This is a genomic window from Stappia sp. (assembly GCF_040110915.1).
Classification (GTDB): Bacteria; Pseudomonadota; Alphaproteobacteria; order Rhizobiales; family Stappiaceae; genus Stappia.
The window spans coordinates 1,836,601-1,858,598 of sequence record NZ_CP157793.1 but is presented as its reverse complement, the minus strand read 5'-3'; the positions used below and the strand labels follow the sequence as shown (position 1 = coordinate 1,858,598).

Here is a 21,998-nt window from a genome sequence, read left to right as displayed (position 1 = left end):
CGTCTCCTGAATCTCGTCCATTCGGCCGCATCTGCCCCCGCTGCAACCGGGCTCGGCGACGGCCGCAAAGGGGTTGTCGCGCGGGGTGGGGCGTCGCGGGTCAGCGCGGGTCGCCACCGGATCGCGGGCCGGGAAAGCAGGGTCGTGCGGCCGCCGGTCAGGAAGCGGTCCGCGTCGCCCGCTTCGACGTGCCGCCGCGCCGGTCCCGCGTTTCCTGCGCCATCTCGAGCAGGCGATGGGCGCAGGCCACGAGGAGTTCCGGAGACTCGCCCCTGAGATCCTCGGCCGCATACTTGAAATAGGCCTTCCAGGCTTCGATCTCCTTGGCCGGGTCGCTCGGGCCCGGCGTGATCCCGCCGGCCTCGAGAGCGCCGGCCTCGAGGGCGTCGGTGTGAAGAGGGTTGGTGTCGATCTTGGCCACGTCGTCAGCTCCGTGATTGTTGTGCATCGCTTCCACCTCAAATTTGCATCATGAGACCCGATCCAACGTTATCGAAGCGTTATTCTTTGGTTTTCGATGATGTGTCTCCCGGTTGTATAGAAGTTGTGAGCTGTTAGACTTTACGAGTTCTTTCTATCTGGGGTTGATCTGTTTCTCTCGCCACTCGTTCCCGGATTGCGCTCGTGCGGGCGCCGGGGCCGGGAAATCGGCGTTGGCAAGCGGGGTTCGATCGTCTAAAGCAGCAGGCATGGGGTTTGCCGCGCCGGTGCGGGCGGAAAACCGCTCTTGCGCTTCTGGCGCGCACCGAACCGGGCGCGTCCATTCGGCAGCGTGCTCCGGGGGCAGGCCTTGCGGGCCGGCCGGCAGCCGATGCCTTTTGGGCTGTACGGCAGCCGATGACTTTTGGGCTGTACGGCAGCCGATGACTTTTGGGCTGTACGGCAGCCGATGCCGTGTCGCAGGCGGGCGGTTTGCGCTCGACGGTTCCGGGGCAGGGCTGCCAGGTTTTGTCGGTGCCTCGCGATCTCTGGCGGGCCGTGCAGGCAGGTCGACCGGCGTTTCACGCCCGGCACGAATATCTATCGAGGAAGAGCCATGAAGGACGGCGGGCGCCTCTCTGCGGCGATCGAGATTCTCAATGACCTGGAGGCTCACCGGCAGCCGGTGCAGGAGGCGCTGAAGGAGTGGGGCCGTCGGCATCGGTTCGCCGGCAGCGGCGACCGTGTCGTCATCGCCAACCTGGTGTTCGATGCGCTGCGCCGCCGTCTGTCGCTGGCGCATGTCATGGGCGAGACCTCGGCCCGGGCGCTGATCCTGGCGACCTTCGCGCTCAGCTGGGAGCAGGGGATCGAGGGGCTGGAGGCGGCGTTTGCCTCCGACCGCTTCGCGCCGGAGCCGCTGACGGGCGATGAGCGCGCCCGGCTCGAGGCGGCGCTCGACGGCGGGGACGCCGCCACGGACGTGCTTGCCGATGCGCCCGCGCATGTGCGCGCCGACGTACCTCACTGGCTGTGGCCGCATTTCGAGGAGGGCTTCGGCGACGAGGCTGTGGCGGAGGGCGTGGCGCTTGCCGCGCGCGCGCCCATCGACCTGCGGGTCAACCTCCTCAAGGGCGACCGCGAGCGGCTGCTGCGCCGCTTGTCGCATCTGGAGTTTCAGCCGACCCCGATTTCGCCCGTGGGTCTGCGGCTGTCGCCGCCGAGAGGACGGGAGCGCGCGCCGCATGTGCAGGCGGAGGAGGGCTTCCGCAAGGGCTGGTTCGAGCTTCAGGACGAGGCGAGCCAGATCGCCGCGCTGCTCGGCGCCTCGGTGGAGCCGTCCCAGGTGCTCGACTTCTGCGCCGGCGGCGGCGGCAAGACGCTCGCGCTCGCGGGCGCGCTCGACAATCGCGGACAGATCTATGCCCATGACGCCAACCGGCTGCGGCTGGCGCCCATCTTCGAGCGGCTGCAGCGGGCCGGGGCGCGCAACGTCCAGACGCGCGATCCGCAAAGCGCCTCGCTCGACGATCTCGAGGGGCGCATGGATCTGGTGTTTCTCGACGTGCCGTGTTCGGGCACCGGCGTGTGGCGGCGGCGGCCCGATTCCAAGTGGCGGGTGACGGCCAATGCGCTGGCCGGGCGGATGCGCGAGCAGCAGGGCGTCCTGGCCGAGGCGAGCCGCTACGTGCGGCCGGGCGGCCATCTGCTCTATGCCACCTGTTCGCTGCTGCCGTGCGAGAACCAGACCCAGGTGCGCACGTTCCTCGCCGAGCGTGGCGAGGACTTCGAGGTCGATGCGCTTCAGCCGCGCTGGGAGGCCGTGTTCGGCGCGGACGCGGCAACGCCGCGCTTCACGGCGGAAGGGTTTGCGACCCTCAGCCCCGCGCGCACCGGCACCGACGGGTTCTTCGTCGCGCTGCTGCGCCGGCGTGCCTGAAATTCATGGGGCCGACCGTTTCGCGCCTGATGATCCGGGGGACGCCGGACCTCAGTTGGCGGCCGGCCAGTTGCGGTCGCCCTCGGGCAGCATGAAGACCTGGCCGGGGTAGATCAGGTCCGGATCGCGGATCTGGTCCCGGTTCGCCTGATAGATCGTGGTGTAGCGCACCCCGTCGCCATAGCGGCGCTGCGAGATGGTCCACAGATTGTCGCCGCGCCGGATGATCACATTCGGGATCTGACGCTCGCCGGTCGTGCCGTCGGCGCCGGGCGTGCCGCCGGCCTCGCCGCTCACCGCCACCGGACGCAGGATCACCGCGTCCTCGGCGCGGGCAAAGGTCACTTGCGCGCGGGCCACGACCTCGCCGGTGTCGCCGGTCACCTGATCGGCCCGCACATCGACCTCGCCCGGCTCCACGGAACGGTCCGCTTCCAGCAGCCAGCGTCCCGTCTCGTCCGTCCTCGTCTCGCCGACCAGCGTATTGTCGAGGTAGACGCGCACATCCGCGTTCGGCGCGCCGGCCCCGGCCACGAACACCTTGTCCTCTTCCGTCTCGACCGCCTCGACGGAGACGGGCGCCTCGGCGGCGGTCTCCGGCCCGGATGTGCCCGAAGCCGCGGCGGTTTGCGCGTCGGAGGCTGCGTCGGCTGTCTGTGCGTCGGGCGGCGTCGCAGCCGGATCCGCCGCAGCGACGTCGGTTTGCGGGTCCGTGACGCGTTCTTGCGCGGGCGTCGTCTCCGCGGTCTGCGTGCCGGTGTCCGGGGAGGCCGCAGGTGCGGCCACGTCGTTCCGCTCGGCCGTGTCGCCGACCGGTGCCGCGCCGGCCTCGGCGGTGGCCCCGGTTTCCGTCTCGCGGTTGGCCGCCGTCTCCGCGTCCGGCGCCGCATCCCGCGCCATGGCCACGGCGGTGTCGGCCGCCGCGTCGCCGGACGCGGGCGCTGTCTCCGGTGTCGCGCTGGCAATGGTGTCGGGCTTTTGCAGGATCGTCGAGGGCGCGCCGGGCTCGTTGAGCATCACAAGGACTTCGCCGCTCTCCGGCGTGTCGGGCACCGACACGGTCAGCGACTGCGCGGACCGGGCGGTGACCGCGCCGTCCGCATCGCGGGTCTCGAGCGTCACGGCATGGGCGCCGGTCTCCAGCGGCTCGTCCAGCACGATGGCGAATTCTCCGGCCGCATTGGCAACGCCCTTGCCGACGACCTTGCCGTTGGACAGAAGCGCCACGATCGCGCCGGCCTCGGTCCGCCCGGCGACGACGGCCGAGCCGTCCGGTTCCACCCGCATCAGGTCGAAGCTCGGGCCGTCGCCGGCATTGGTCGCGCCGGCGTCCGCCGTGGTGGTGTCCGCCCTGTCCGCAGTGTCCCCCATGTCTGTCTGTGCGGCGTCGGTCCCCGGCGCGTCGCCGGACGCGGGGGCTTGCGCGGCGTCGGTTTCCGGCGCGGGCGCGGTGGCGGTGAGCCCCTCGTCGCCGCTGCCGCTCGGGGTCCCGTCCTCGGCCGTGCTGCCGGTGTCGGGCGCCCGGGCCGTGGCCGGCGCGTCGGGATCGCCCGCGCCCCCGCCGCCGGTCTGCGCCTGCCAAAGGCCGAAGCCGAGGGCGCCGGCGCCGACGATGCCGGCAAGCACGAGCAGCTGAATGACCGTAGTGCGGGACATGAGCGATCCGTTCCTGTCTCTCATCCATGTGTCCGGCGCCTGCCGCGCCGGAGATTCGTCTGGCGCTGGCCGCGCGAAACAAACCGTTCGATGGATATATGTTCCTTCATGAGGCGGCAAGCAACGGTGACGGCCCGTCACCCGGGTGTCGGCCTCCGGGGTATCTGCGCTCTTGACCGGGGTCATCGGCGGTGCAACACACGTCGCATGAGCGAGTTGAAGACGATCTGCGTGTATTGCGGCACGGGCGAGGGCGCGAATCCCGCGTATCTGGCCGCCGCGAACGACCTCGGTGCGCGTGTCGCCGCCGAGGGGCTTGGCCTCATCTACGGCGGGGGCTCCATCGGCCTCATGGGGGCGGTTTCGCGCGCGACGCTCGCCGGCGGCGGGCATGTCACCGGCATCATTCCCCGCTTCCTGGAGGAGCGCGAGGTGATGATGGAGACGGTCAGCGAGCTGATCGTCACGGACGACATGCACCAGCGCAAGCGCGCCATGTTCGAACGCGCCGACGGATTCGTGGCACTGCCCGGCGGCATCGGCACCCTGGAAGAGGTCGTCGAGATCCTGACCTGGGGCCAGCTCGGGCGACACCGCAAGCCGGTCGTGCTCGCCGACATCGACGGCTTCTGGCGACCGCTCGTCGATCTGCTCGCCCACATGCGCGGGGAGGGCTTCATCCGCCCCGGTTTCGAGATCGACTATCACGTATGCACGGACGTCGCGTCGATTCTCCCGACCCTGCGCGAGGCCTGCCGCGCGCCGGCGGCGGCGGGCGCGGAGCTTGCCGACCTCGACCGCCTGTGAGCGGCGGCCCCTTCGGCCGAGGCCGGGCGCGACACGCTCCGTGAAACATCGTCAAAAGTCAGGATCGAGCCCCGCGCGTGAGTGAACGCGCGCGGTCGTCATGTCTTAAGAAGATACCTGAAAGAAACTCCGCAACTCCTTCGACGGAAAGTCGAAAAGGAGCCCGTTGTCCTTGTTCTCCGGGGCCGCGAGGTCGAGAATATGCGGTGCCAGCTCGCTCGGATGCGGCAGGCTTTCGGGATCCTCGCCGGGCATCGCCTGCGACCGCATGGCGGTGCGCATCGGGCCCGGATTGACCAGCATGCCGGTGATCGGCGTTTGCCGGGTTTCGGCCACATAGGTGCGCACGAGCGCCTCCAGCGCGGCCTTGGAGACCGAATAGGGGCCCCAATAGGCCTTGCACTTGTGCGCCGCGCCCGACGTCAGGAACACCGCGCGCCCGGCGTCCGACTGGCGCAGCAGCGGGTCGAGCGAGCGGATCAGCCGCCAGTTCGCCGTCACGTTGATCGCCATCACCTGGTCCCAGGTCTTCGGCTTCACGTGACCGAGCGGCGACAGCCCGCCGAGAATCCCGGCGTTGCCGATGAGCACGTCGAGCTTCTGCCAGCGCTCGTAGATCGCCGCCCCCAGCCGGTCGATCGCCTCGAAGTCGGTCAGATCGACGGGCACCAGCGTGGCCTGTCCGCCGGCGGCGCGGATTTCGTCGTCGAGTTCCTCCAGCGCGCCGACGGTGCGGGCGACCGCAATCACATGCGCGCCTTCCGCGGCCAGCGCCTTGGCGGTGAAATAGCCGATGCCGCGCGATGCGCCGGTGACGACGGCGACGCGTCCCTCGAAACGTTTGCTCATGTCCTGTTATCCCACTTCCACCAGGCGCGGCATGTGCGAGACGTCGTCCTCTCCGGCCAGATCGGTCAGGGGCGTCGGATAGTCGCCCGTGAAGCAATGGTCGGTGAACTGCGGCTGCTCGTGGTCGCGGCCCTCATAGCCGATCGCCTTGTAGATCCCGTCGACCGACAGGAAGGCGAGCGAATCGGCGCCGATGTAATTGCGCATTTCCTCGAGGCTGTATTTCGCCGCCAGCAGCTTCTCGCGCACCGGCGTGTCGATGCCGTAATAGTCGGAAAAGCGGATCGGCGGCGAGGCGAGCCGGAAGTGCACCTCGCGCGCGCCGGCGTCGCGGATCATCTGCACGATCTTCACCGAGGTCGTGCCGCGCACCAGACTGTCGTCGACGAGCACCACCCGCTTGCCCTCGATCTGGGCGCGGTTGGCGGAATGCTTGAGTTTCACGCCGAGGGTGCGGATCTGCTGCGTCGGCTCGATGAAGGTGCGTCCGACGTAGTGGTTGCGAATGATGCCGAGCTCGAAGGGCACGCCGGAGGCATCGGCATAGCCGAGCGCGGCCGGGACGCCGGAATCGGGCACGGGCACCACGACGTCGGCCTCGACCCCGCTCTCGAGGGCGAGCTGGCGGCCGAACTCCTTGCGCACGTCATAGACGCTGCGCCCGCCGAGCACCGAATCGGGCCGCGAGAAGTAGATGTATTCGAAGATGCAGGGCCGCGCCGGGCGCTTGCCGAAGGGGAAGTAGCTCTCGATGCCGCCGGGCGTGCAGACCACCACTTCGCCGTTCTCGATCTCGCGGATGAATTTCGCGCCGATGATGTCGAGGGCGCAGGTTTCCGAGGCGAGGATCGGGGCGCCGTTCAGGTCGCCCAGCACCAGCGGGCGGATGCCCAGCGGATCGCGGGCGCCGATCAGCTTCTTGCGGGTCAGGGCGACCAGCGAATAGGCGCCCTCCATCTGCTGGATCGCGTCGATGAAGCGGTCGACGATCTTGCCCTTGCGCGAACGCGCCACGAGCTGAAGCACGACCTCGGAATCGGAGGTCGACTGGCAGATGGCGCCGTCCTTGATGAGCTCCTTGCGCAGCGTCATCGCATTGGTGAAATGCCCGTTGTGGCACACCGCGATGCCGCCGCCGTCGAGTTCGGCGAAGAGCGGTTGGACGTTGCGCAGGATCGTCTCGCCCGAGGTCGAGTAGCGCACGTGGCCGATGGAATAGGCGCCGCTCAGGCGGCGGATCACGTCGGCGTCGGAGAAATGGTCGCCAACGAGGCCGAGATGGCGCTCGGAGCGGAACTGGCCGCCGTCGTAGGTGACGATGCCGGCCGCTTCCTGTCCGCGGTGCTGAAGCGCGTGCAGGCCGAGCGCGGTCACGGCGGCCGCGTCCTCGTGTCCGAAAATGCCGAACACGCCGCATTCCTCGCGCAGCGTGTCGCCGTCCAGATCGTCGCGTGTCAGATCAACGGTTGGAGTCCCGGCCATTGTCTCGCTCCTGATTGCCGCGCGCAGGCCCGCGCGGTCGCGAAAAGATAGTGCATGGCGGCGGCTTGGCGCCGGGGCCGCGGTGCGGCGGCGCGCCGGACGCTTTGGTCAGTTGCCGTCGGAGCCCGATGTCGTCAGCTGGTCCAGTCCCCGGCGCTCGGTCTCGGTGTAGCCGGTTTCCTCGTCGCTCGTCTGCGGCGCGGCGGCTCCGTTCGGCGCGGCGTCGCGCTCGCGGATGCGCTTGAGGATCGACTGCTCCGGATCCTCCGGCAGGGCGGCGACCAGTCGGTTGCCGATGCTGTCGAGCATCGCCTTGGACTTGGCGGTGGCGATCCAGCGCGGCTGTTCCTGGGCCGGAACGAACCAGTTGAAGAACATCATCGCGACCACCACCAGCAGAAGCCCGCGCAGCGCGCCGAAGACGAAGCCGAGCGAGCGGTCGAGCGCACCGATCCGGCTGTCCAGCACGAAGTCGGAAATCCGCATGGTGATGTAGCTCACCACGATCAGCGTGATCAGGAAGACCGAGGCGACGGCCACGCCGAGCGCCACATATTCCTGATTGATGTATTGCTGCACCAGCGGCAGCACCTGCCCATAGAGAAGATAGGCGGCGATCGCGGCGATGACCCAGGAGGCGATCGACAGGACCTCGCGCACGAAGCCGCGGATCATCGCCAGCACGGCGGACAAGAGCATGATGACGAGAAGAATTCCGTCAAGAGGGGTGATCGGCATTGCTCGACACGGTCCCTGATCGCAGCCTCACGGCATCGTCGGCCCATTCGTCCGCGTGGGCCGTGCGCGGATGGTGTCCTTGCTCCGCCTCTCCGGAGCGCGAGGGTATCCGTCGGGCCGACGGTCGCGCGGGAGCAGCATCGTCAGTCTTGTGCTCCGTCGCCGCTGCCGGCGGCGATCCGCGCGACCAGATCCGACAGTTCGCTGACACCCGTGAGATCCCCGTCCGCCTTCTTGCCCCGGGCGATATCCGCCTCCGGCACGAAGGCGCGGGTGAAACCGAGTTTCTGCGCTTCCTTCAGCCGGCTTTGCGCCTGTGACACGGCGCGCACCGCCCCGGACAGGCTGACCTCGCCGAAATAGACGCAATCGGCGGGAAGGGCAACCCCGCTGAGCGACGAGATGAGGGCGGCGGCCACCGCGAGATCGGCGCCGGGCTCGCTCACCCGGAGACCGCCGGCGACATTGAGATAGACGTCGTTCTGGGCGAAACGCACGCCGCAGCGCGCCTCCAGCACGGCGAGGATCATCGACAGGCGCGCGGTATCCCAGCCGATCACCGCGCGGCGCGGCGTGCCGAGCGGCGAGGGGGCGACGAGCGCCTGGATCTCGATCAGCAGCGGGCGGGTGCCCTCTAGCCCGGCGAAGACGGCCGAGCCGGGCGTGCGGCCGTTGCGCTCGCCGAGGAACAGCGCGGAGGGGTTTCCGACCTCCGCGAGCCCCTTGTCGGTCATCTCGAAGACGCCGATCTCGTCGGTGGCGCCGAAGCGGTTCTTGACCGAGCGCAGGATGCGATACTGGTGCGCCCCGTCGCCCTCGAAGTAGAGAACCGCGTCGACCATGTGCTCCACCACGCGCGGGCCGGCGATCTGCCCGTCCTTGGTCACATGGCCGACCAGGATGACCGTCGCGCCGCTCGACTTGGCGTAGCGCACCAGCGCCTGCGCGGCGGCGCGCACCTGGGTGACCGTGCCCGGCGGCGAATCGACCGTCTCCGTCCACAGGGTCTGGATGGAATCGATGATGACGATGGCCGGCGGGGCCTCGCTGGTCAGCGTGGCGAGAATGTCCTCCACGCTGGTCTCGGCGGCCAATCCCACGGGCGCATCCGTGAGGCCGAGGCGGGCGGCGCGCAGGCGCACCTGATCGATCGCCTCCTCGCCGGAGATATAGATGGCGCGATGGCCGAGACGCGCGATGCGCGCCGTCGCCTGGATCAGCAGCGTCGACTTGCCGATGCCCGGATCGCCGCCGACGAGCAAGGCCGAGCCCGGCACGAAGCCGCCGCCCGTTACCCGGTCCAGTTCTCCGACGCGGGTTTCGATGCGCGGCGGGGTCTCGCTGTCGCCGCTGAGACCGACCAGCGGCACGACCCGGCCCTTGCGCCGGCTGACGGGCGAGGGCGAGCCGCCGACGCCCGAGCCCTGACGCTCCTCGACAAGGCTGTTCCATTCGCCGCAGCTGTCGCAGCGCCCGGCCCATTTGGCCGCGACCGCGCCGCAGGACTGGCAGACGAAGGCGGTGGAGCGCTTGGCCATCAGCCCGTTTCCCCCGTCGGGTCCGCCTCATGGTCCGCCGGCAGGTAGCGGCGCGCGAAGCGCCGCCCGAGGCCGGTCAGCAACTCGTAGCCGATGGTGCCGGCGGCCGTGGCCACCTCGTCGACGGGAATGTTGGGGCCGAAGAGTTCCACGAAGGCGCCGCGCCGGGCGACGTCGGGGGGAACGGCGCTCACGTCAAAGGCGGCCATGTCCATGGAAATGCGCCCGAGGATCGGCAGCCGGTAGCCGGCGAGCCAGGCATCCGCGCCGCGCTTCTCGTCGCTCGATCCGCTCGCCCGCAGGTAGCCGTCGGCATAGCCGGCCGCCACCATGGCCACCGTCATGTCGGCGGGGGCGGTGAAGGTGCCGCCGTAGCCGATGGTCTCGCCGCGCTTGAGATGGTGAATCTGCAGGATGCGGCTTTCCAGGGTGACGACGGGCGAAAGCCGGCTTTCGGGCAGGGCGGAGGCCTGCGCGCCATAGAGCGAGATGCCGGGCCGGGCCACGTCGAAGTGAAAGTCGGGCCCGAGGAAGATCCCGGCGGAATTGGTGAGCGAGCCCCTGGCGCCCGGGAACAGTGCCATGGCGTCCCGGAAGCGGTCGCGCTGGCGCGCGTTCATCGGATGGTCGGGACTGTCGGCGCAGGCCAGATGCGACAGGATCATGTCGGGCGCGAAGTCCTCGACCTTGGCGAGGGAGCGGGCCTCCTCCAACGACACGCCCAACCGGCTGATGCCGGTGTCGACATGCAGCGCGGCCGGTGCCGGTCGGGTGCCGGCGAAGGCGCGCCACTCGTCGACCTCCTCCATCGACCCGAGCACCGGGCGCAGGCCGTGCGTCGCGTAGTAGCCGGCCGCCCCCGGATAGAGGCCGTTGAGAATGTAGATCGTCGCCTCGGGCAGGATCCGGCGCGTGCCGGCGCCTTCCTGGGGCGTGGCGACGAAGAAGGTGCGGCAGCCGGCCGCCCACAGGGTTTCGAGGCCACGCTCGGAGCCAAGGCCGTAGCATTCTGCCTTGACGGCGGCGCCGCACTCGGCGTTCGCGCTCAGCCGGTCGCGCAGGGCGCGCCAGTTGGCCGCCAGCGCGCCAAGGTCGATGGTGATGCGCCCGCCGTCGCCCGGCTGCGCCTCGTCGCAGACGTCTCGGCCGGGCGCGGGCGGGGCAGTGCGGGAGGTGCCGTCAGTCACGTTTGCATCGTCCGTCTGGAACCGGGCGCGGAAAACATGCCCGTCTGGAACCGGGCGTGGTCCTCATGGAACGCGGACCTTCATCAGGATAGAGCCTGCTTCGATTCGCATGGCCGCATTTGGGCGTCCGCATGCGGCAGGGTCAAGGCGCACCCCCGTTCGGGCGGGCCTGTCAGCCGTGCGGGTCGGGGAAGCGATCCGGATCGGCCAGATCGGAGAAGCGGGTGAACTCGCCCTGGAAGTGCAGGTGAGCGGTGCCGGTGGGGCCGTGACGCTGCTTGGCGATGATCACCTCGGCGCGGTTCCTGGCCCGCTCCAGCTTCTCCTCCCACTTCACGTAGTCCTCGGAGCCTTCCTCCGGCATCGTCTTGCCGAGATAATATTCCTCGCGATAGACGAAGAGCACCACGTCGGCGTCCTGCTCGATGGAGCCCGATTCACGCAGGTCGGAGAGAATGGGGCGCTTGTCGTCGCGCGATTCCACCTGACGCGAGAGCTGCGACAGCGCGATGATGGGAACGTTGAGCTCCTTGGCGAGCGCCTTCAGGCCGGTGGTGATCTCGGTGATTTCCTGCACGCGGTTGCCCTGGTTCTTGGACGAGCCGGAGAGCAGCTGGATGTAGTCGACGATCAGCAGGTCGAGCCCGCGCTGGCGCTTCAGCCGACGGGCGCGGGCGACGAGCTGGGCGATGGAGATGCCGCCGGTCTGGTCGACATGCAGCGGCACGCTCTGCATGGTCTGGGCCGCGGCCGCGAGTTTCTCGAAATCGTGTTCGGAAATGTCGCCGCGCCGGATCTTGGACGACGAGATTTCCGTCTGCTCGGAGATGATACGCGTGGCGAGCTGCTCGGCCGACATTTCCAGCGAGAAGAAGCCGACGACACCGCCGTTGACGGTCTTCATCGTGCCGTCGGGCTGTTCCTCGGCGCGATAGGCCTCGGCGACATTATAGGCGATGTTGGTGGCGAGCGAGGTCTTGCCCATGGCCGGCCGGCCGGCGAGCACGATCAGGTCGGAGTGCTGCAGCCCGCCCATCAGCGCGTCGAGATCGCGCAGGCCCGAGGCGATGCCCGACAGCGCGCCCTCGCGCTGATAGGCGGCCGCCGCCATCTCGATGGTTGCCGAGAGCGCGTCGCCGAAACTCAGGAAGCCGGTGTCCGTGCGGCCCTTTTCCGCCAGTTCGAAGAGACGCCGCTCGGCGTCGTCGATCTGGGTCGCCGGCGGCATGTCGATCGGCGCGTCATAGGCGATGTTGACCATGTCCTCGCCGATGCGGATGAGGTTCCGCCGGATGGCGAGGTCATAGATCGCGTGGCCGTAGTCCTCGGCGTTGATAATGGAGGCGGCGTCGGCGGCAAGGCGCAGGATGTACTGCGCGGCCGACATGTCGGCGATGCGTGCGTCTTGCGCGAAGAAGGTCTTGAGCGTGATCGGCGAGGCGACCTTGCCCGCGCGGATCAACTGGCCGGCCTTCTCGTAGATCTCGCGGTGCGGCTCGATGAAGAAATGCGCGGCCTCGAGGAAATCCGAGACCCGGTAATAGGTCTCGTTGTTGACGATGATCGCGCCGAGCAGCTGCCGTTCGGCCTCCGCGTTGTGCGGCGCGACGCGCATCGTCGCGGCCGTCTGATCGTTCGCCGCTGCCGTTCCCTTCATATCCCGTCCCCTCGTGAGCCCCCTGTGTTAGCGGAAGCGGGGCGCAACATACAAGGGAAAGGGAGAGGCGATTTCGCGGCCGTGAATCCTCGGGATAATCCGTGAATCGACTTGACGCTGACACCACTGGGGAAATGTGCCGGCAAATGAAAAACCCCCGCCGGCGAAGCGGCGGGGGCGTGATTTCGCGGGGGTCTTTCGCCGGCGTCAGACGCCGATCTTGCCGCCGTCGGTGCGCGTCACCACGACCACGGAGGGGCGCGGCGGCATGCCGTCGGTGAAGTCCGGCCAGCGGGTCGCCGGATCCTCGAAGGTGGACTCGCGCTCGAAGCCCTTGAAGTTCTTCGTCCCGTCCGTGCCCGGATGCTGGACCGCCAGGAACAGCGTCGTCTGGTCCTGGGTGAAATACGGGCCGCAGAGCTCGCCGCCGACAGGGCAGCGGAAGAAGAGCTTGGACGAGCCGCGCAGCTCGCCTTCGGTCTCGACCGCGTAGAGGCCGTCCGACTTGCCGGTCTTCGCCCAGTTCGAGCCCTGGTCGGTGGAGACCCACAGCCGGCCGTCGGCGTCGATCGCGCAATTGTCGGGGGAGGCGAACCAGCCGTGCTCGGAGGTTTCCGGACCCCACTGGGCGCCCACGTCCGCGACCGCCGGATCGCCGCATTTCACCAGGATGTTCCAGGCGAAGGTGGTGGCGCCATGGTCGCCGTCCGGCGCGATCATTTCCACGATGTGACCGAAGGCATTGTCGGCGCGCGGATTGGCGGCGTCCTCCTGGCCCGGCTTGCGGCGGGTGTTGTTGGTCAGCATCATGTAGACCTTGCCGTCGGGACCCGGCTGGACGTCCTCGGGCCGGTCCATCGGCGTCGCGCCGAGCGCGTCGGCGGCGAGGCGCGTGTCGATCAGCACGTCGGCCTGGCTGGCGAAGCCGTTTTCCGCCGTCAGCGGACCCTCGCCATGCACCAGCGGCAGCCACTCGAGCCGGCCGTCCTCGTGGAACTTGCCGACGTAGAGCGTGCCCTCCGACAGGAGCTTCATGTTCGCCGCGCGGTCGTCGGAGACGGTGCCGGCGGAGACGAACTTGTAGACATAGTCGAAGCGGGCGTCGTCGCCGGAGTAGAGCACCACGCGTCCGTCGGAATTGACGATCGATTCCGCGCCCTCGTGGCGGAAGCGCCCGAGCGCGGTATGCTTGACAGGCGTGGAGGCCGGATCCATCGGATCGACCTCGACGATCCAGCCGAAGCGGTTCACCTCGTTCGGCTCCGTGTCGAGGTTGAAGCGGTCGTGGTGCTGGCCCCAATTGTACCAGCGGCCCGGCGCGCCATAGCGCTTGAGGCTCGCCGCATCCGCCCCCTCGAGGACCGGGTTGCCGTCGGCATCCAGCTTGTCGGTCCAGAAGTAGCCGTGGAAGTTCTCCTCGGCCATCAGATAGGTGCCCCAGGGCGTGATGCCGCCGGCGCAATTGTTGATGGTGCCGATCACCGTCATGCCGTCCGGATCGGCCGAGGTCTTCAGCCGGTCGTGGCCGGCGGCGGGGCCGGAGAAGGTCATCTCGGTGTCGAGCGCGCTGATGCGGCGGTTGTACCGGCTGTCGCGAACCACGGCCCACTTGCCGTCGGCGCCGCGCGCGATCTCGAAGATCGAACCGCCGTGGGCGGCCATCTCGATGTCGACGAGCGCCCTGGTCATGTCGGCGAAGCCCTTGTTGTCCTGCCGGCCGATGCCGGGGAACATGACTTCCTCGTTGGTGTACTCGTGGTTCACGCAGAGCAGGCCGCGCGAGCCGTCCTCGGCGAGCGGCACGAAGCCGACATAGTCGTTGTTGTAGCCGAAGCGCTTGAGCTGGTCCTCGGCGCTCTGGTTCCGCGGGTCGAAGTCGGCCACATCGGCGAAGATCGGGTCGCCCCAGCGGATCAGCACGTCGGCATTGTAGCCCTCGGCGATGTGGTGGGTCTCGTCGTTGCCGCTTTCCAGCTCGGTGAAGGAAAACGACGGCATGGCCGCGCGCGCCTGGGTCGCGGCGGTGAGCGCCGTGGTGCCAAACAGCGCGGTGACCGCGGTCACGCCGAGCGCGCCGCGCAGGACGTCGCGGCGGCCGTAGCGGCGATTGACAATATCGCCGAAGGTATCGGCCTCTTTCGGGCTCAGGACCTTGTTGTCGGCTTCCTCGAACGCCTCGGCCTTGTTGCCGAACCCATCATCCTTGAAAATCTTGTCCATGGCGGAAGTCTCCCTCGAACGCCCCTTAACGGGCGTGTTTTGATTTGGGGGCGCGGGGGACGCATTCAATATCCGCGATGGCGATTTTCTCAAAAAATATTCTGAAAAATCATGAACTTAATCGGCATTTCAGTAGCCGAATACATGATCATACAGGGGTTCCGTCATAGAATTGTGACGGTTGTGGGCCCGGTGTCTGCCCGCGAGGGTTCCCGCTGCCGAAGAGGCGAAGCCCCCCATTGCCGGGGGCGGCAGGCGCACGCCTTGCGCCTTTTCGCGCGGCCTTGGAACGCCGCGCCCGGACGGGGACACGGGCACGCCGCGCAAGGGGTTGCGATCGTCACCGAAGTGTCGCTTAATGTTCATGTGAGCGACACAGATCGTTCATATGAAAAAATTACGAAATGCGGGGTAACGCGTAAGCTGCGGTCCTCTCCGGGCCGCGTGCACACGGATCTCAACCGCATGTCGAGCCTGCGTTCGACCTAGGGAGCAAGCAGACGATGTCCTATCGCAAGACACTCACGGGCGTTCTCGCCGCCACCATGCTGGCCGGCAGCGCCTCGGTTTCCTTCGCCGCCACCGAGATCCAGTGGTGGCATGCCTTCACCGGCCGTCTGGGCGAGTTGCTCAACGAGCAGGTGGAGAAGTTCAACGCCTCGCAGGACCAGTACGTGGTCGTGGCCTCGCACAAGGGCAACTACTCCGAGACGCTGAACGCCGGCATCGCCGCCTTCCGCGCCGGCGAGCAGCCGCACATCCTTCAGGTCTTCGAGGTCGGCACCGCGACGATGATGGCCGCCGAAGGCGCGATCAAGCCGGTCTACCAGCTGATGGAAGAGACGGGTAAGCCGTTCGATCCCAGCGCCTATCTGGCGGCGGTCGCGGGCTATTACACCACGACCGAGGGCGAGATGCTGTCGCTGCCCTACAATTCCTCCACGCCGGTTCTCTACGTGAACCGCGACGCGCTGGAAGGGGCCGGCCTCGACCCGGACATGGACCTGTCCACCTGGGAGCAGGTCGGCGAGGCGCTGACGGCGCTCAAGGAGGCCGGCTCCACCTGTCCGCTGACCACCGCCTGGCAGAGCTGGGTGCATCTGGAGAACCTCTCCGCCTACCACAATGTGCCCTTCGCCACGCAGGAGAACGGCTTCGGCGGCGTGAACACCGAGCTGTCGCTGAACGGTCCGGTGCAGGTCGCGCATATCTCGGCCATGGGCGAGTGGGCGCAGGACGGCAAGTTCATCTACTCCGGCCGTCGCAACGAGGGCGGGGCGCGGTTCCGCTCCGGCGAATGCGCGCTGTTCACCGAATCCTCCGCCGGCTACGCCGGCGTGAAGGCGGAAGCCGAGTTCGACTTCCAGATCCGTCCGCTTCCCTATTGGGCATCGGTCGAGGGCGCGCCGCAGAACACCATCATCGGCGGCGCCTCGCTGTGGGTCATGACCGGTCATGAGGACGAGGAATATGCCGGCGTGGCGGAATTCCTGAACTTCCTGTCGTCCTCCGACATCCAGGCCAAGTGGCACCAGGACACCGGCTATCTGCCGATCACCATGGCCGCCTACGAGCAGACCAAGGCCTCGGGCTTCTACGACGAGAACCCCGGCACCGACATCGCCATCCTCCAGATGACCGGCAAGGCGCCGACGGCCAACTCCAAGGGCCTGCGTCTGGGCAGCTTCGACCAGATCCGCGGCATCATCGACGAGGAACTGGAAGGCGTCTGGGCGGGCGACAAGTCGGCCCAGGACGCGCTCGACAGCGCCAAGGCGCGTGGCGACCAGCTGCTGCGCCGCTTCGAGCAGGCCAACCGCTGATCGCGGCAAGCGCGGACGGGGCCAGCCCCGTCCGCAGGCCCCGCGCGGACGCGCGGTCCGGAACTCCCTGTCCGGGCCGTTCGTCTGCGTGAGGCCTTCCGTTTCCTTCGACCCCGGCCTTCCGCGACATGCAAAAACGCGTCGTTTTCAACAATCGCCTGCTGCCCTATCTGCTGCTCGCGCCGCAGATCCTGGTGACCCTGGTGTTCTTCTTCTGGCCGGCGGGTCAGGCGATCTATCAATCCGCCTATATTCCCGATCCTTTCGGGTTGAAGTCGCAATTCGTCGGCTGGGGCAATTTCGAGTTCCTGCTGAGCGATCCCTTCTATCTCGCCTCCTTCAAGACCACGGTGATCTTTTCCAGCCTCGTGACGGCCGCCTCCATGGGCATGGCGCTGTGGCTCGCGGTGATGGCCGACCGGGTGATCAAGGGATCGACGGCCTACAAGACGCTGCTGGTGTGGCCCTATGCGGTGGCGCCGGCCGTTGCCGGCGTGCTGTGGCTGTTCATGTTCAACCCCAATGTCGGGCTCGTCGCCTGGTACCTGAGCGCGCTGGGCTATGACTGGAACCACGTGCTCAACGACGGCGAGGCGATGGGGCTCGTCGTCGCCGCGTCGGCCTGGCGGCAGATCAGCTACAATTTCCTGTTCTTCCTGGCCGGGCTGCAGGCGATCCCCAAGAGCGTGATCGAGGCGGCGGCCATCGACGGGGCGAGCTTCATGCGCCGCTTCTGGACCATCGTGTTTCCGCTCCTATCGCCGACCACCTTCTTCCTGCTGGTGGTCAACATCGTCTACGCCTTCTTCGAGACCTTCGGCGTCATTCACACGATCACCGCCGGCGGGCCGCAGCAGGCGACGACCATTCTCGTCTACAAGGTCTATTCGGACGGCTTCGTGGGGCAGGATCTCGGTTCCTCGGCGGCGCAGTCGGTGATCCTTCTCTTCCTCGTGGGGCTGCTGACGGTGATCCAGTTCCGCTACATCGAACGCAGGGTGCACTACTGATGAGCGGCATGGTCGAAAAGCGCGGCCTCGGGATGTGGCTCACCCACGCCGGGCTGATCTTCGGGATCGCGCTCATCTGTTTCCCGATCTACATGGCCTTCGTCGCCTCCACGGTGACCCAGCCGGAGATCGCCCGCCCGCCGATGCCGCTGATCCCCGGCGGCCATTTCATCGAGAACTACACGGCCGCGCTCACCGAGGGCATCAATGCGCCCGTGTGGCTGATGCTGCTCAACTCCTCGATCATGGCCTTCGGCATCGCCATCGGAAAGATCGTCATCTCGATCGTCTCGGCCTATGCCATCGTCTATTTCCGGTTTCCCTTCCGGATGATGTTCTTCTGGCTGATCTTCCTGACGCTGATGCTGCCGGTCGAGGTGCGCATCGTGCCGACCTACGAGGTGATCGCCGGTTTCGGCATGCTGAACTCCTACACAGGCCTGATCCTGCCACTGATCGCCTCGGCGACCGCGACCTTCCTGTTTCGCCAGTTCTTCCTCACCGTGCCGGATGAGCTGGTGGAGGCGGCGCGCGTCGACGGGGCGGGGCCGGTGCGCTTCTTCCTCGATATCCTGCTGCCCATGTCGCGCACCAACATCGCGGCGCTCTTCGTGATCCTCTTCATCTACGGCTGGAACCAGTATCTCTGGCCGCTCCTGATCACGACCGACCCGGACATGAACACCATCGTCATGGGCATCAAGCAGATGTTCCCCTCCGGCGACGACATCGCCGAGTGGCCGGTCATCATGGCGACCACGCTGATGGCCATGCTGCCGCCGGTCGCCGTCGTCGTCTTCATGCAACGGCTCTTCGTCAAGGGCCTGGTGGAAAGTGAGAAATAACGCGCCATGGCGGAAATCGCGCTCTCGAAGGTCCGCAAGTCCTACGGACCGACCGAAGTCATCCACGGCGTCGACATGGAGGTCGCCGATGGCGAGCTGATCGTCATCGTCGGGCCGTCCGGTTGCGGCAAGTCGACCCTCTTGCGCATGGTGGCGGGGCTGGAGACCATCACCGCCGGCGAGATCCGCATCGGCGGGCGCGTGGTCAACGATCTGGAGCCGCGCGAGCGCGACATCGCCATGGTGTTCCAGAACTACGCGCTCTATCCGCACATGAGCGTCTACGACAACATGGCCTACGGGCTGAAGATCGCCGGCGTGCCCAAGTCGGAGATCGAGACGCGGGTGCGCGAGGCGGCCCGGATCCTGGAGATCGGCGACTATCTGGAGCGCAAGCCGCGTCAATTGTCGGGCGGTCAGCGCCAGCGCGTCGCCATGGGCCGCGCCATCGTGCGCGAGCCCTCCGCCTTCCTCTTCGACGAGCCGCTGTCGAACCTCGACGCCAAGCTGCGCGTGCAGATGCGGGTGGAGATCAAGACGCTGCAACGCCGGCTCGGCGTCACCTCGCTCTATGTGACGCACGATCAGGTCGAGGCGATGACGCTCGCCGACCGGATCATCGTCATGAACGGCGGCGTGGCGGAACAGATCGGCGCGCCGCTGGAGGTCTACGAGACCCCGGCCTCGACCTTCGTCGGCGGCTTCATCGGCTCGCCGCCGATGAACTTCCTGTCGGTCGAACGGCTGCGCGACAGCGGGCTCTTCGCCGCCGTCAGCGAGATGCATGCGCCGGCGAACGGCGCCGCCACCGTCGGCGTGCGGCCCGAGCATCTGACGTTTTGCGGGGAGGAAGCGGCCGTCTTGTCCGGCGAGGTGGTGATCGCCGAGGCGTTGGGCGCGGAAACGCTCGCCCACATGCGCCTCGACGACGGCGAGACGATGATCGTGCGCGTGGAGGGCGGCCGCGACGTGCCGGCGCCGGGATCGCGCGCGCATCTCGCCTGCCGGGCGGAGCATCTGCATTTCTTCGGCAAAGACGGCAAAAGGATCGCCGACGCCGGGTGAGGGTGCCGCGCGCCCCGCGCCCCGCTCAAGCCAGCGTTTCGATCAGCCGTTGCATCAGGCGCATGCGGGGGACGAGCGACGAGATGAAGATGTGCTCGTTGAGGGTATGCACATCGTCGCCGTCGGGGCCGAGACCGTCGAGGAGTGCGACCCGGTCGGCGATGAAGTTGCCGTCCGAGCCGCCGCCGGTGGTCTCGCCGACAAGCTCGAAGCCGATCTCCTGCGCCAGCCCGGCCGCGTGATCGAACAGCGCCTTGCTCGCCGCGCTCTGCTCGAAGGGCGGGCGATTCATCCCGCCACTGACCGTGACGGTCACATCCGGGGTCTGCGGCGTCAGGCCGAGGATCCTCGCCACCATCTCGTCGGCCGCCGCCATGGTCGGCACGCGCAGGTCGATCTCGGCGCGGGCGAACTGCGGCACGACGTTGGTGCCCGACCCGCCGGTGATCTCGCCGACGTTGACGGTGATGTCCCGGTCGTAATCGGTCATCGCCTCGAGCGCGAGGATCTGGTGGGCCAGTTCGGTCACCGCGCTGCGCCCCTGCCAGTGGCGGGCGCCAGCGTGGGCAGGCCGGCCCTCGATCTCCAGGGTGAAGCGCCCGACGCCCTTGCGCGCGGTCACGATATGACCGCCGTTGCGGGCCGGCTCGGTGACGAGGGCGTATTTCGCCCATGTCCCCTGGTCTTCGATCAGGGCGCGCGACGTCGGGCTGCCGACTTCCTCGTCGGAGGTGAAGAGAATACGCACGGGCAGGGGCGGCGTCACGCCGCTCTCGGCCACCGCGCGCATCGCCGCCAGCGCGTTGAAGGCGCCGCCCTTCATGTCGCAGATGCCGGGCCCGAAGGCCCGGTCGCCCTCGATGCGGATCGGCAGGGCGCTTTCGAGGGTGCCCTTGGGGTGCACGGTGTCGAGATGGCTCAGGAAGAGGAGGCCCGGCGCGTCCGGATCGCCCCAGGGCGAGCGGACGAGCAGGTGATCGCCATGGCCGTCGCGCCCGGCGAAGCGCTCGCTCGTCGCGCCGAAGGCCGCCGCTTGGCGCGCGACCAGATCCATCAGGGCGTTCAGTCCCTCGACGTCGGGCGTGTGCGTCTCGATGCGCACCCACGCCAGAAGCCCCTCCAGCAACGTCTCCGTCGTCGGTTCCATCGCGCGCCTCCCGTTCCGCTCGACCCAGGAATCATACAAATGATTCAAGGCTCAGGCTTAACGCCAATCGGCGGACCCTGCGAGCGGTTTCGTCGCGCGGGCGCGCGGGCATCGCCTGGCGGTCAGGCGGCCATGCCGACGCCGCTGTCGCGCTGGAAGTAGATCAGGTCGAGCGCCTGCGGCGTCTGGCCCAGCATCGTCAGGAAGGCATGGACCTGTCCGCGATGGTGGGTCTGATGGTTGAAGACATGCATCAGCGCGGCGCCGAGCGGCTGCTCCGTCACCAGAGGCCGGCGGATGGTGCGGTAGAGGATGTTGCGCAGGAAATCGGCCTCGCTCGATGTCTCCACGAAGGAGCGCAGCCGCGCGTCCAGCTTCTCGCGGCGCTTGGCCAGTTCGCCGAGATCCTCGGTCAGTGCCTCGTCGAGGCTGTCGAGCGGATCGCCTTCGCCGGTGAAGCGCTGCATCCACACCAGATCGGCGACCAGCAGATGGTCGAGCGTGCCGTGGACGGAGCGGAAGAAGGCTCCGAGATCGCGGTGATACTCCTCGTCGGTCAGTTTGCGCGCATCGGCGATCAGGCGGGCATTGGCCCATTCGTTGTACTGGGCAAGCATGCGGAAGGTGGCTTTCATGGCGACCTCCTTGAGCGCTGCGGCCGGGCGAGCGGCCTCGGGTTGCGTTCGTCCGCCAAAGCGTCGCCCATTGTCCGCAGGGGTGCATTGAGAAGGATCAAGCCCGCGTCTGCAAGTGAACGGGATTGGCCGGGCTCCGCGGGTCGGCTACGGTCCGTGGCGAGGCCGGACCGCAGCAGGAGGGGACCATGGATCGGATCTTGTATGAATTGTGCGGCGCGCGGCGCGAGCAGGTGTTCAGCCCGTTCAGCTGGCGGGCGAAAATGGCCCTGAAGCACAAGGGGCTCGATTTCGAGGCGCGCCCGCATTCCTTTCTCGAGATCCCCGGAATCGCGCCGGAGGCCGGTCGCACCGTTCCGATCCTGTCCGACGGCGAAAGGATCGTCTGCGACAGCTGGGCGATCGCGACGTATCTCGAGGACACCTATCCCGACCGGCCGAGCCTCTTCGGCGGCGATGGCGGGCGGGCGGCCTGCAAGCTGATCGAGGGCTGGGCCAATGCCGCCGTCAGCGCCCGCGTGGCACAGCTGATCGTCAAGGACATTCACGACATTCTGGGGCCGGAGGATCAGGCCTATTTCCGCGAAAGCCGCGAAAAGCGTTTCGGACGCCCGCTGGAGGAGGTGCAGGCGGGCCGCGAGGAGCGGCTGGCGGATCTGACCACGGCGCTGCTGCCCCTGCATCTGATGCTGAAGAGCCAGCCCTTCATCGGCGGGGAGGCGCCGCTTTTCGGCGACTACATCCTGTTCGGCACCTTCCAGTGGGCGCGGGTGGCGAGCCCGTTCCGCCTCATCGATCCCGAGACGCCGGTGGGGATGTGGTTCGAGCGCTGTCTCGATCTCTTCGACGGCTACGCCCGCGCGACGCCGGCGGCCTGATCCGGGCGCGGGGCGGCACCGAAAAACTGTGCCCGCGCGGCCTTGCCGGGCCGGTTTTCCCTCGCTATACGCTTGGCGCATCCGCGAGCGCGGAGCCGAATT

At 67.9% G+C, this 21,998-nt stretch carries 18 protein-coding genes; 7 read left to right on the top strand and 11 right to left on the bottom strand.

The window, feature by feature from the left end; translation table 11 throughout:
• Positions 1-157: 157 nt before the first annotated feature.
• Entirely contained in the window at positions 158-421 is a 264-nt protein-coding gene (locus ABL312_RS08125; RefSeq protein ID WP_349360883.1) for a hypothetical protein, read from the bottom strand.
• A gap of 615 nt (positions 422-1,036) precedes the next feature.
• Between ABL312_RS08125 and ABL312_RS08120 the strand changes: the two genes are divergently transcribed.
• Positions 1,037-2,359, top strand: a complete 1,323-nt coding sequence (locus tag ABL312_RS08120; RefSeq protein WP_349360882.1) for an RsmB/NOP family class I SAM-dependent RNA methyltransferase — start codon at positions 1,037-1,039, stop codon at positions 2,357-2,359.
• Between the two features lie 51 nt (positions 2,360-2,410).
• On the opposite strand, the gene ABL312_RS08115 is transcribed toward ABL312_RS08120, so the two are convergent.
• Positions 2,411-4,015: an Ig-like domain-containing protein gene (locus ABL312_RS08115; protein WP_349360881.1), complete on the bottom strand. Its 1,605-nt coding sequence runs from the start codon at positions 4,013-4,015 to the stop codon at positions 2,411-2,413.
• 207 nt (positions 4,016-4,222) lie between these two features.
• Here ABL312_RS08115 and ABL312_RS08110 point away from each other — a divergent pair, with 207 nt between their 5' ends.
• Positions 4,223-4,822, top strand: a complete 600-nt coding sequence (locus ABL312_RS08110; RefSeq protein ID WP_349360880.1) for a TIGR00730 family Rossman fold protein — start codon at positions 4,223-4,225, stop codon at positions 4,820-4,822.
• Between the two features lie 105 nt (positions 4,823-4,927).
• Here ABL312_RS08110 and ABL312_RS08105 read toward each other — a convergent pair whose 3' ends face one another.
• The 7 genes from ABL312_RS08105 to ABL312_RS08075 form a co-directional block, all read right to left on the bottom strand.
• A complete protein-coding gene (locus ABL312_RS08105; protein ID WP_349360879.1) occupies positions 4,928-5,671 on the bottom strand; it encodes an SDR family NAD(P)-dependent oxidoreductase in 744 nt (247 codons plus the stop codon).
• A gap of 6 nt (positions 5,672-5,677) precedes the next feature.
• A complete protein-coding gene (gene purF / locus ABL312_RS08100) occupies positions 5,678-7,153 on the bottom strand; it encodes an amidophosphoribosyltransferase (protein ID WP_349360878.1) in 1,476 nt (491 codons plus the stop codon).
• A 108-nt stretch (positions 7,154-7,261) separates the two neighbouring features.
• The gene (locus ABL312_RS08095) at positions 7,262-7,891 is read right to left on the bottom strand and encodes a CvpA family protein (protein ID WP_349360877.1); all 630 of its coding nucleotides are present in this window, start codon (positions 7,889-7,891) and stop codon (positions 7,262-7,264) included.
• A gap of 143 nt (positions 7,892-8,034) precedes the next feature.
• Positions 8,035-9,429 (bottom strand): DNA repair protein RadA, encoded by a 1,395-nt coding sequence (gene radA, locus ABL312_RS08090; RefSeq protein ID WP_349360876.1) that lies wholly within the window; start codon positions 9,427-9,429, stop codon positions 8,035-8,037.
• Positions 9,429-10,616: an alanine racemase gene (gene alr, locus ABL312_RS08085; protein ID WP_349360875.1), complete on the bottom strand. Its 1,188-nt coding sequence runs from the start codon at positions 10,614-10,616 to the stop codon at positions 9,429-9,431. The genes radA and alr overlap by 1 nt, the downstream gene beginning before the upstream one ends.
• A 172-nt stretch (positions 10,617-10,788) precedes the next feature.
• Complete coding sequence (locus tag ABL312_RS08080) at positions 10,789-12,273, bottom strand: replicative DNA helicase (RefSeq protein ID WP_349360874.1); 1,485 nt, start codon at positions 12,271-12,273, stop codon at positions 10,789-10,791.
• Between the two features lie 207 nt (positions 12,274-12,480).
• Positions 12,481-14,493: a PhoX family phosphatase gene (locus ABL312_RS08075; RefSeq protein ID WP_349360873.1), complete on the bottom strand. Its 2,013-nt coding sequence runs from the start codon at positions 14,491-14,493 to the stop codon at positions 12,481-12,483.
• A gap of 503 nt (positions 14,494-14,996) precedes the next feature.
• Between ABL312_RS08075 and ugpB the strand changes: the two genes are divergently transcribed.
• The 4 genes from ugpB to ABL312_RS08055 all read left to right on the top strand — a co-directional run bounded on the left by ugpB (position 14,997) and on the right by ABL312_RS08055 (position 19,236).
• Positions 14,997-16,316 (top strand): sn-glycerol-3-phosphate ABC transporter substrate-binding protein UgpB, encoded by a 1,320-nt coding sequence (ugpB, locus tag ABL312_RS08070; protein ID WP_349360872.1) that lies wholly within the window; start codon positions 14,997-14,999, stop codon positions 16,314-16,316.
• Positions 16,317-16,444: 128 nt separating this feature from the next.
• The gene (gene ugpA, locus ABL312_RS08065) at positions 16,445-17,326 is read left to right on the top strand and encodes a sn-glycerol-3-phosphate ABC transporter permease UgpA (RefSeq protein WP_349360871.1); all 882 of its coding nucleotides are present in this window, start codon (positions 16,445-16,447) and stop codon (positions 17,324-17,326) included.
• 8 nt (positions 17,327-17,334) lie between these two features.
• Complete coding sequence (gene ugpE / locus ABL312_RS08060) at positions 17,335-18,171, top strand: sn-glycerol-3-phosphate ABC transporter permease UgpE (RefSeq protein ID WP_349361369.1); 837 nt, start codon at positions 17,335-17,337, stop codon at positions 18,169-18,171.
• 6 nt (positions 18,172-18,177) lie between these two features.
• Entirely contained in the window at positions 18,178-19,236 is a 1,059-nt protein-coding gene (locus tag ABL312_RS08055) for a sn-glycerol-3-phosphate import ATP-binding protein UgpC (RefSeq protein ID WP_349360870.1), read from the top strand.
• Between the two features lie 25 nt (positions 19,237-19,261).
• On the opposite strand, the gene ABL312_RS08050 is transcribed toward ABL312_RS08055, so the two are convergent.
• Positions 19,262-20,383, bottom strand: a complete 1,122-nt coding sequence (locus ABL312_RS08050; protein WP_349360869.1) for a M20 family metallopeptidase — start codon at positions 20,381-20,383, stop codon at positions 19,262-19,264.
• 122 nt (positions 20,384-20,505) lie between these two features.
• Positions 20,506-21,018 carry a DinB family protein gene (locus ABL312_RS08045; RefSeq protein WP_349360868.1) on the bottom strand — a complete coding sequence of 171 codons (513 nt, stop codon included), beginning with the start codon at positions 21,016-21,018 and terminating at the stop codon, positions 20,506-20,508.
• Positions 21,019-21,206: 188 nt separating this feature from the next.
• Between ABL312_RS08045 and ABL312_RS08040 the strand changes: the two genes are divergently transcribed.
• Positions 21,207-21,896, top strand: coding sequence for a glutathione S-transferase family protein (locus ABL312_RS08040; RefSeq protein ID WP_349360867.1), 690 nt, complete (start codon positions 21,207-21,209; stop codon positions 21,894-21,896).
• Positions 21,897-21,998 lie beyond the last annotated feature (102 nt).

Bases quoted from the DNA above. Each gene is read 5' to 3' on its own strand.
- ABL312_RS08120 (WP_349360882.1), top strand. From the start codon at position 1,037: ATGAAGGACGGCGGGCGCCTCTCTGCGGCGATCGAGATTCTCAATGAC.
- ABL312_RS08115 (WP_349360881.1), bottom strand. From the start codon at position 4,015: ATGTCCCGCACTACGGTCATTCAGCTGCTCGTGCTTGCCGGCATCGTC.
- ABL312_RS08110 (WP_349360880.1), top strand. From the start codon at position 4,223: ATGAGCGAGTTGAAGACGATCTGCGTGTATTGCGGCACGGGCGAGGGC.
- ABL312_RS08105 (WP_349360879.1), bottom strand. From the start codon at position 5,671: ATGAGCAAACGTTTCGAGGGACGCGTCGCCGTCGTCACCGGCGCATCG.
- purF (WP_349360878.1), bottom strand. From the start codon at position 7,153: ATGGCCGGGACTCCAACCGTTGATCTGACACGCGACGATCTGGACGGC.
- ABL312_RS08095 (WP_349360877.1), bottom strand. From the start codon at position 7,891: ATGCCGATCACCCCTCTTGACGGAATTCTTCTCGTCATCATGCTCTTG.
- radA (WP_349360876.1), bottom strand. From the start codon at position 9,429: ATGGCCAAGCGCTCCACCGCCTTCGTCTGCCAGTCCTGCGGCGCGGTC.
- ABL312_RS08080 (WP_349360874.1), bottom strand. From the start codon at position 12,273: ATGAAGGGAACGGCAGCGGCGAACGATCAGACGGCCGCGACGATGCGC.
- ABL312_RS08075 (WP_349360873.1), bottom strand. From the start codon at position 14,493: ATGGACAAGATTTTCAAGGATGATGGGTTCGGCAACAAGGCCGAGGCG.
- ugpB (WP_349360872.1), top strand. From the start codon at position 14,997: ATGTCCTATCGCAAGACACTCACGGGCGTTCTCGCCGCCACCATGCTG.
- ugpA (WP_349360871.1), top strand. From the start codon at position 16,445: ATGCAAAAACGCGTCGTTTTCAACAATCGCCTGCTGCCCTATCTGCTG.
- ugpE (WP_349361369.1), top strand. From the start codon at position 17,335: ATGGTCGAAAAGCGCGGCCTCGGGATGTGGCTCACCCACGCCGGGCTG.
- ABL312_RS08055 (WP_349360870.1), top strand. From the start codon at position 18,178: ATGGCGGAAATCGCGCTCTCGAAGGTCCGCAAGTCCTACGGACCGACC.
- ABL312_RS08050 (WP_349360869.1), bottom strand. From the start codon at position 20,383: ATGGAACCGACGACGGAGACGTTGCTGGAGGGGCTTCTGGCGTGGGTG.
- ABL312_RS08045 (WP_349360868.1), bottom strand. From the start codon at position 21,018: ATGAAAGCCACCTTCCGCATGCTTGCCCAGTACAACGAATGGGCCAAT.
- ABL312_RS08040 (WP_349360867.1), top strand. From the start codon at position 21,207: ATGGATCGGATCTTGTATGAATTGTGCGGCGCGCGGCGCGAGCAGGTG.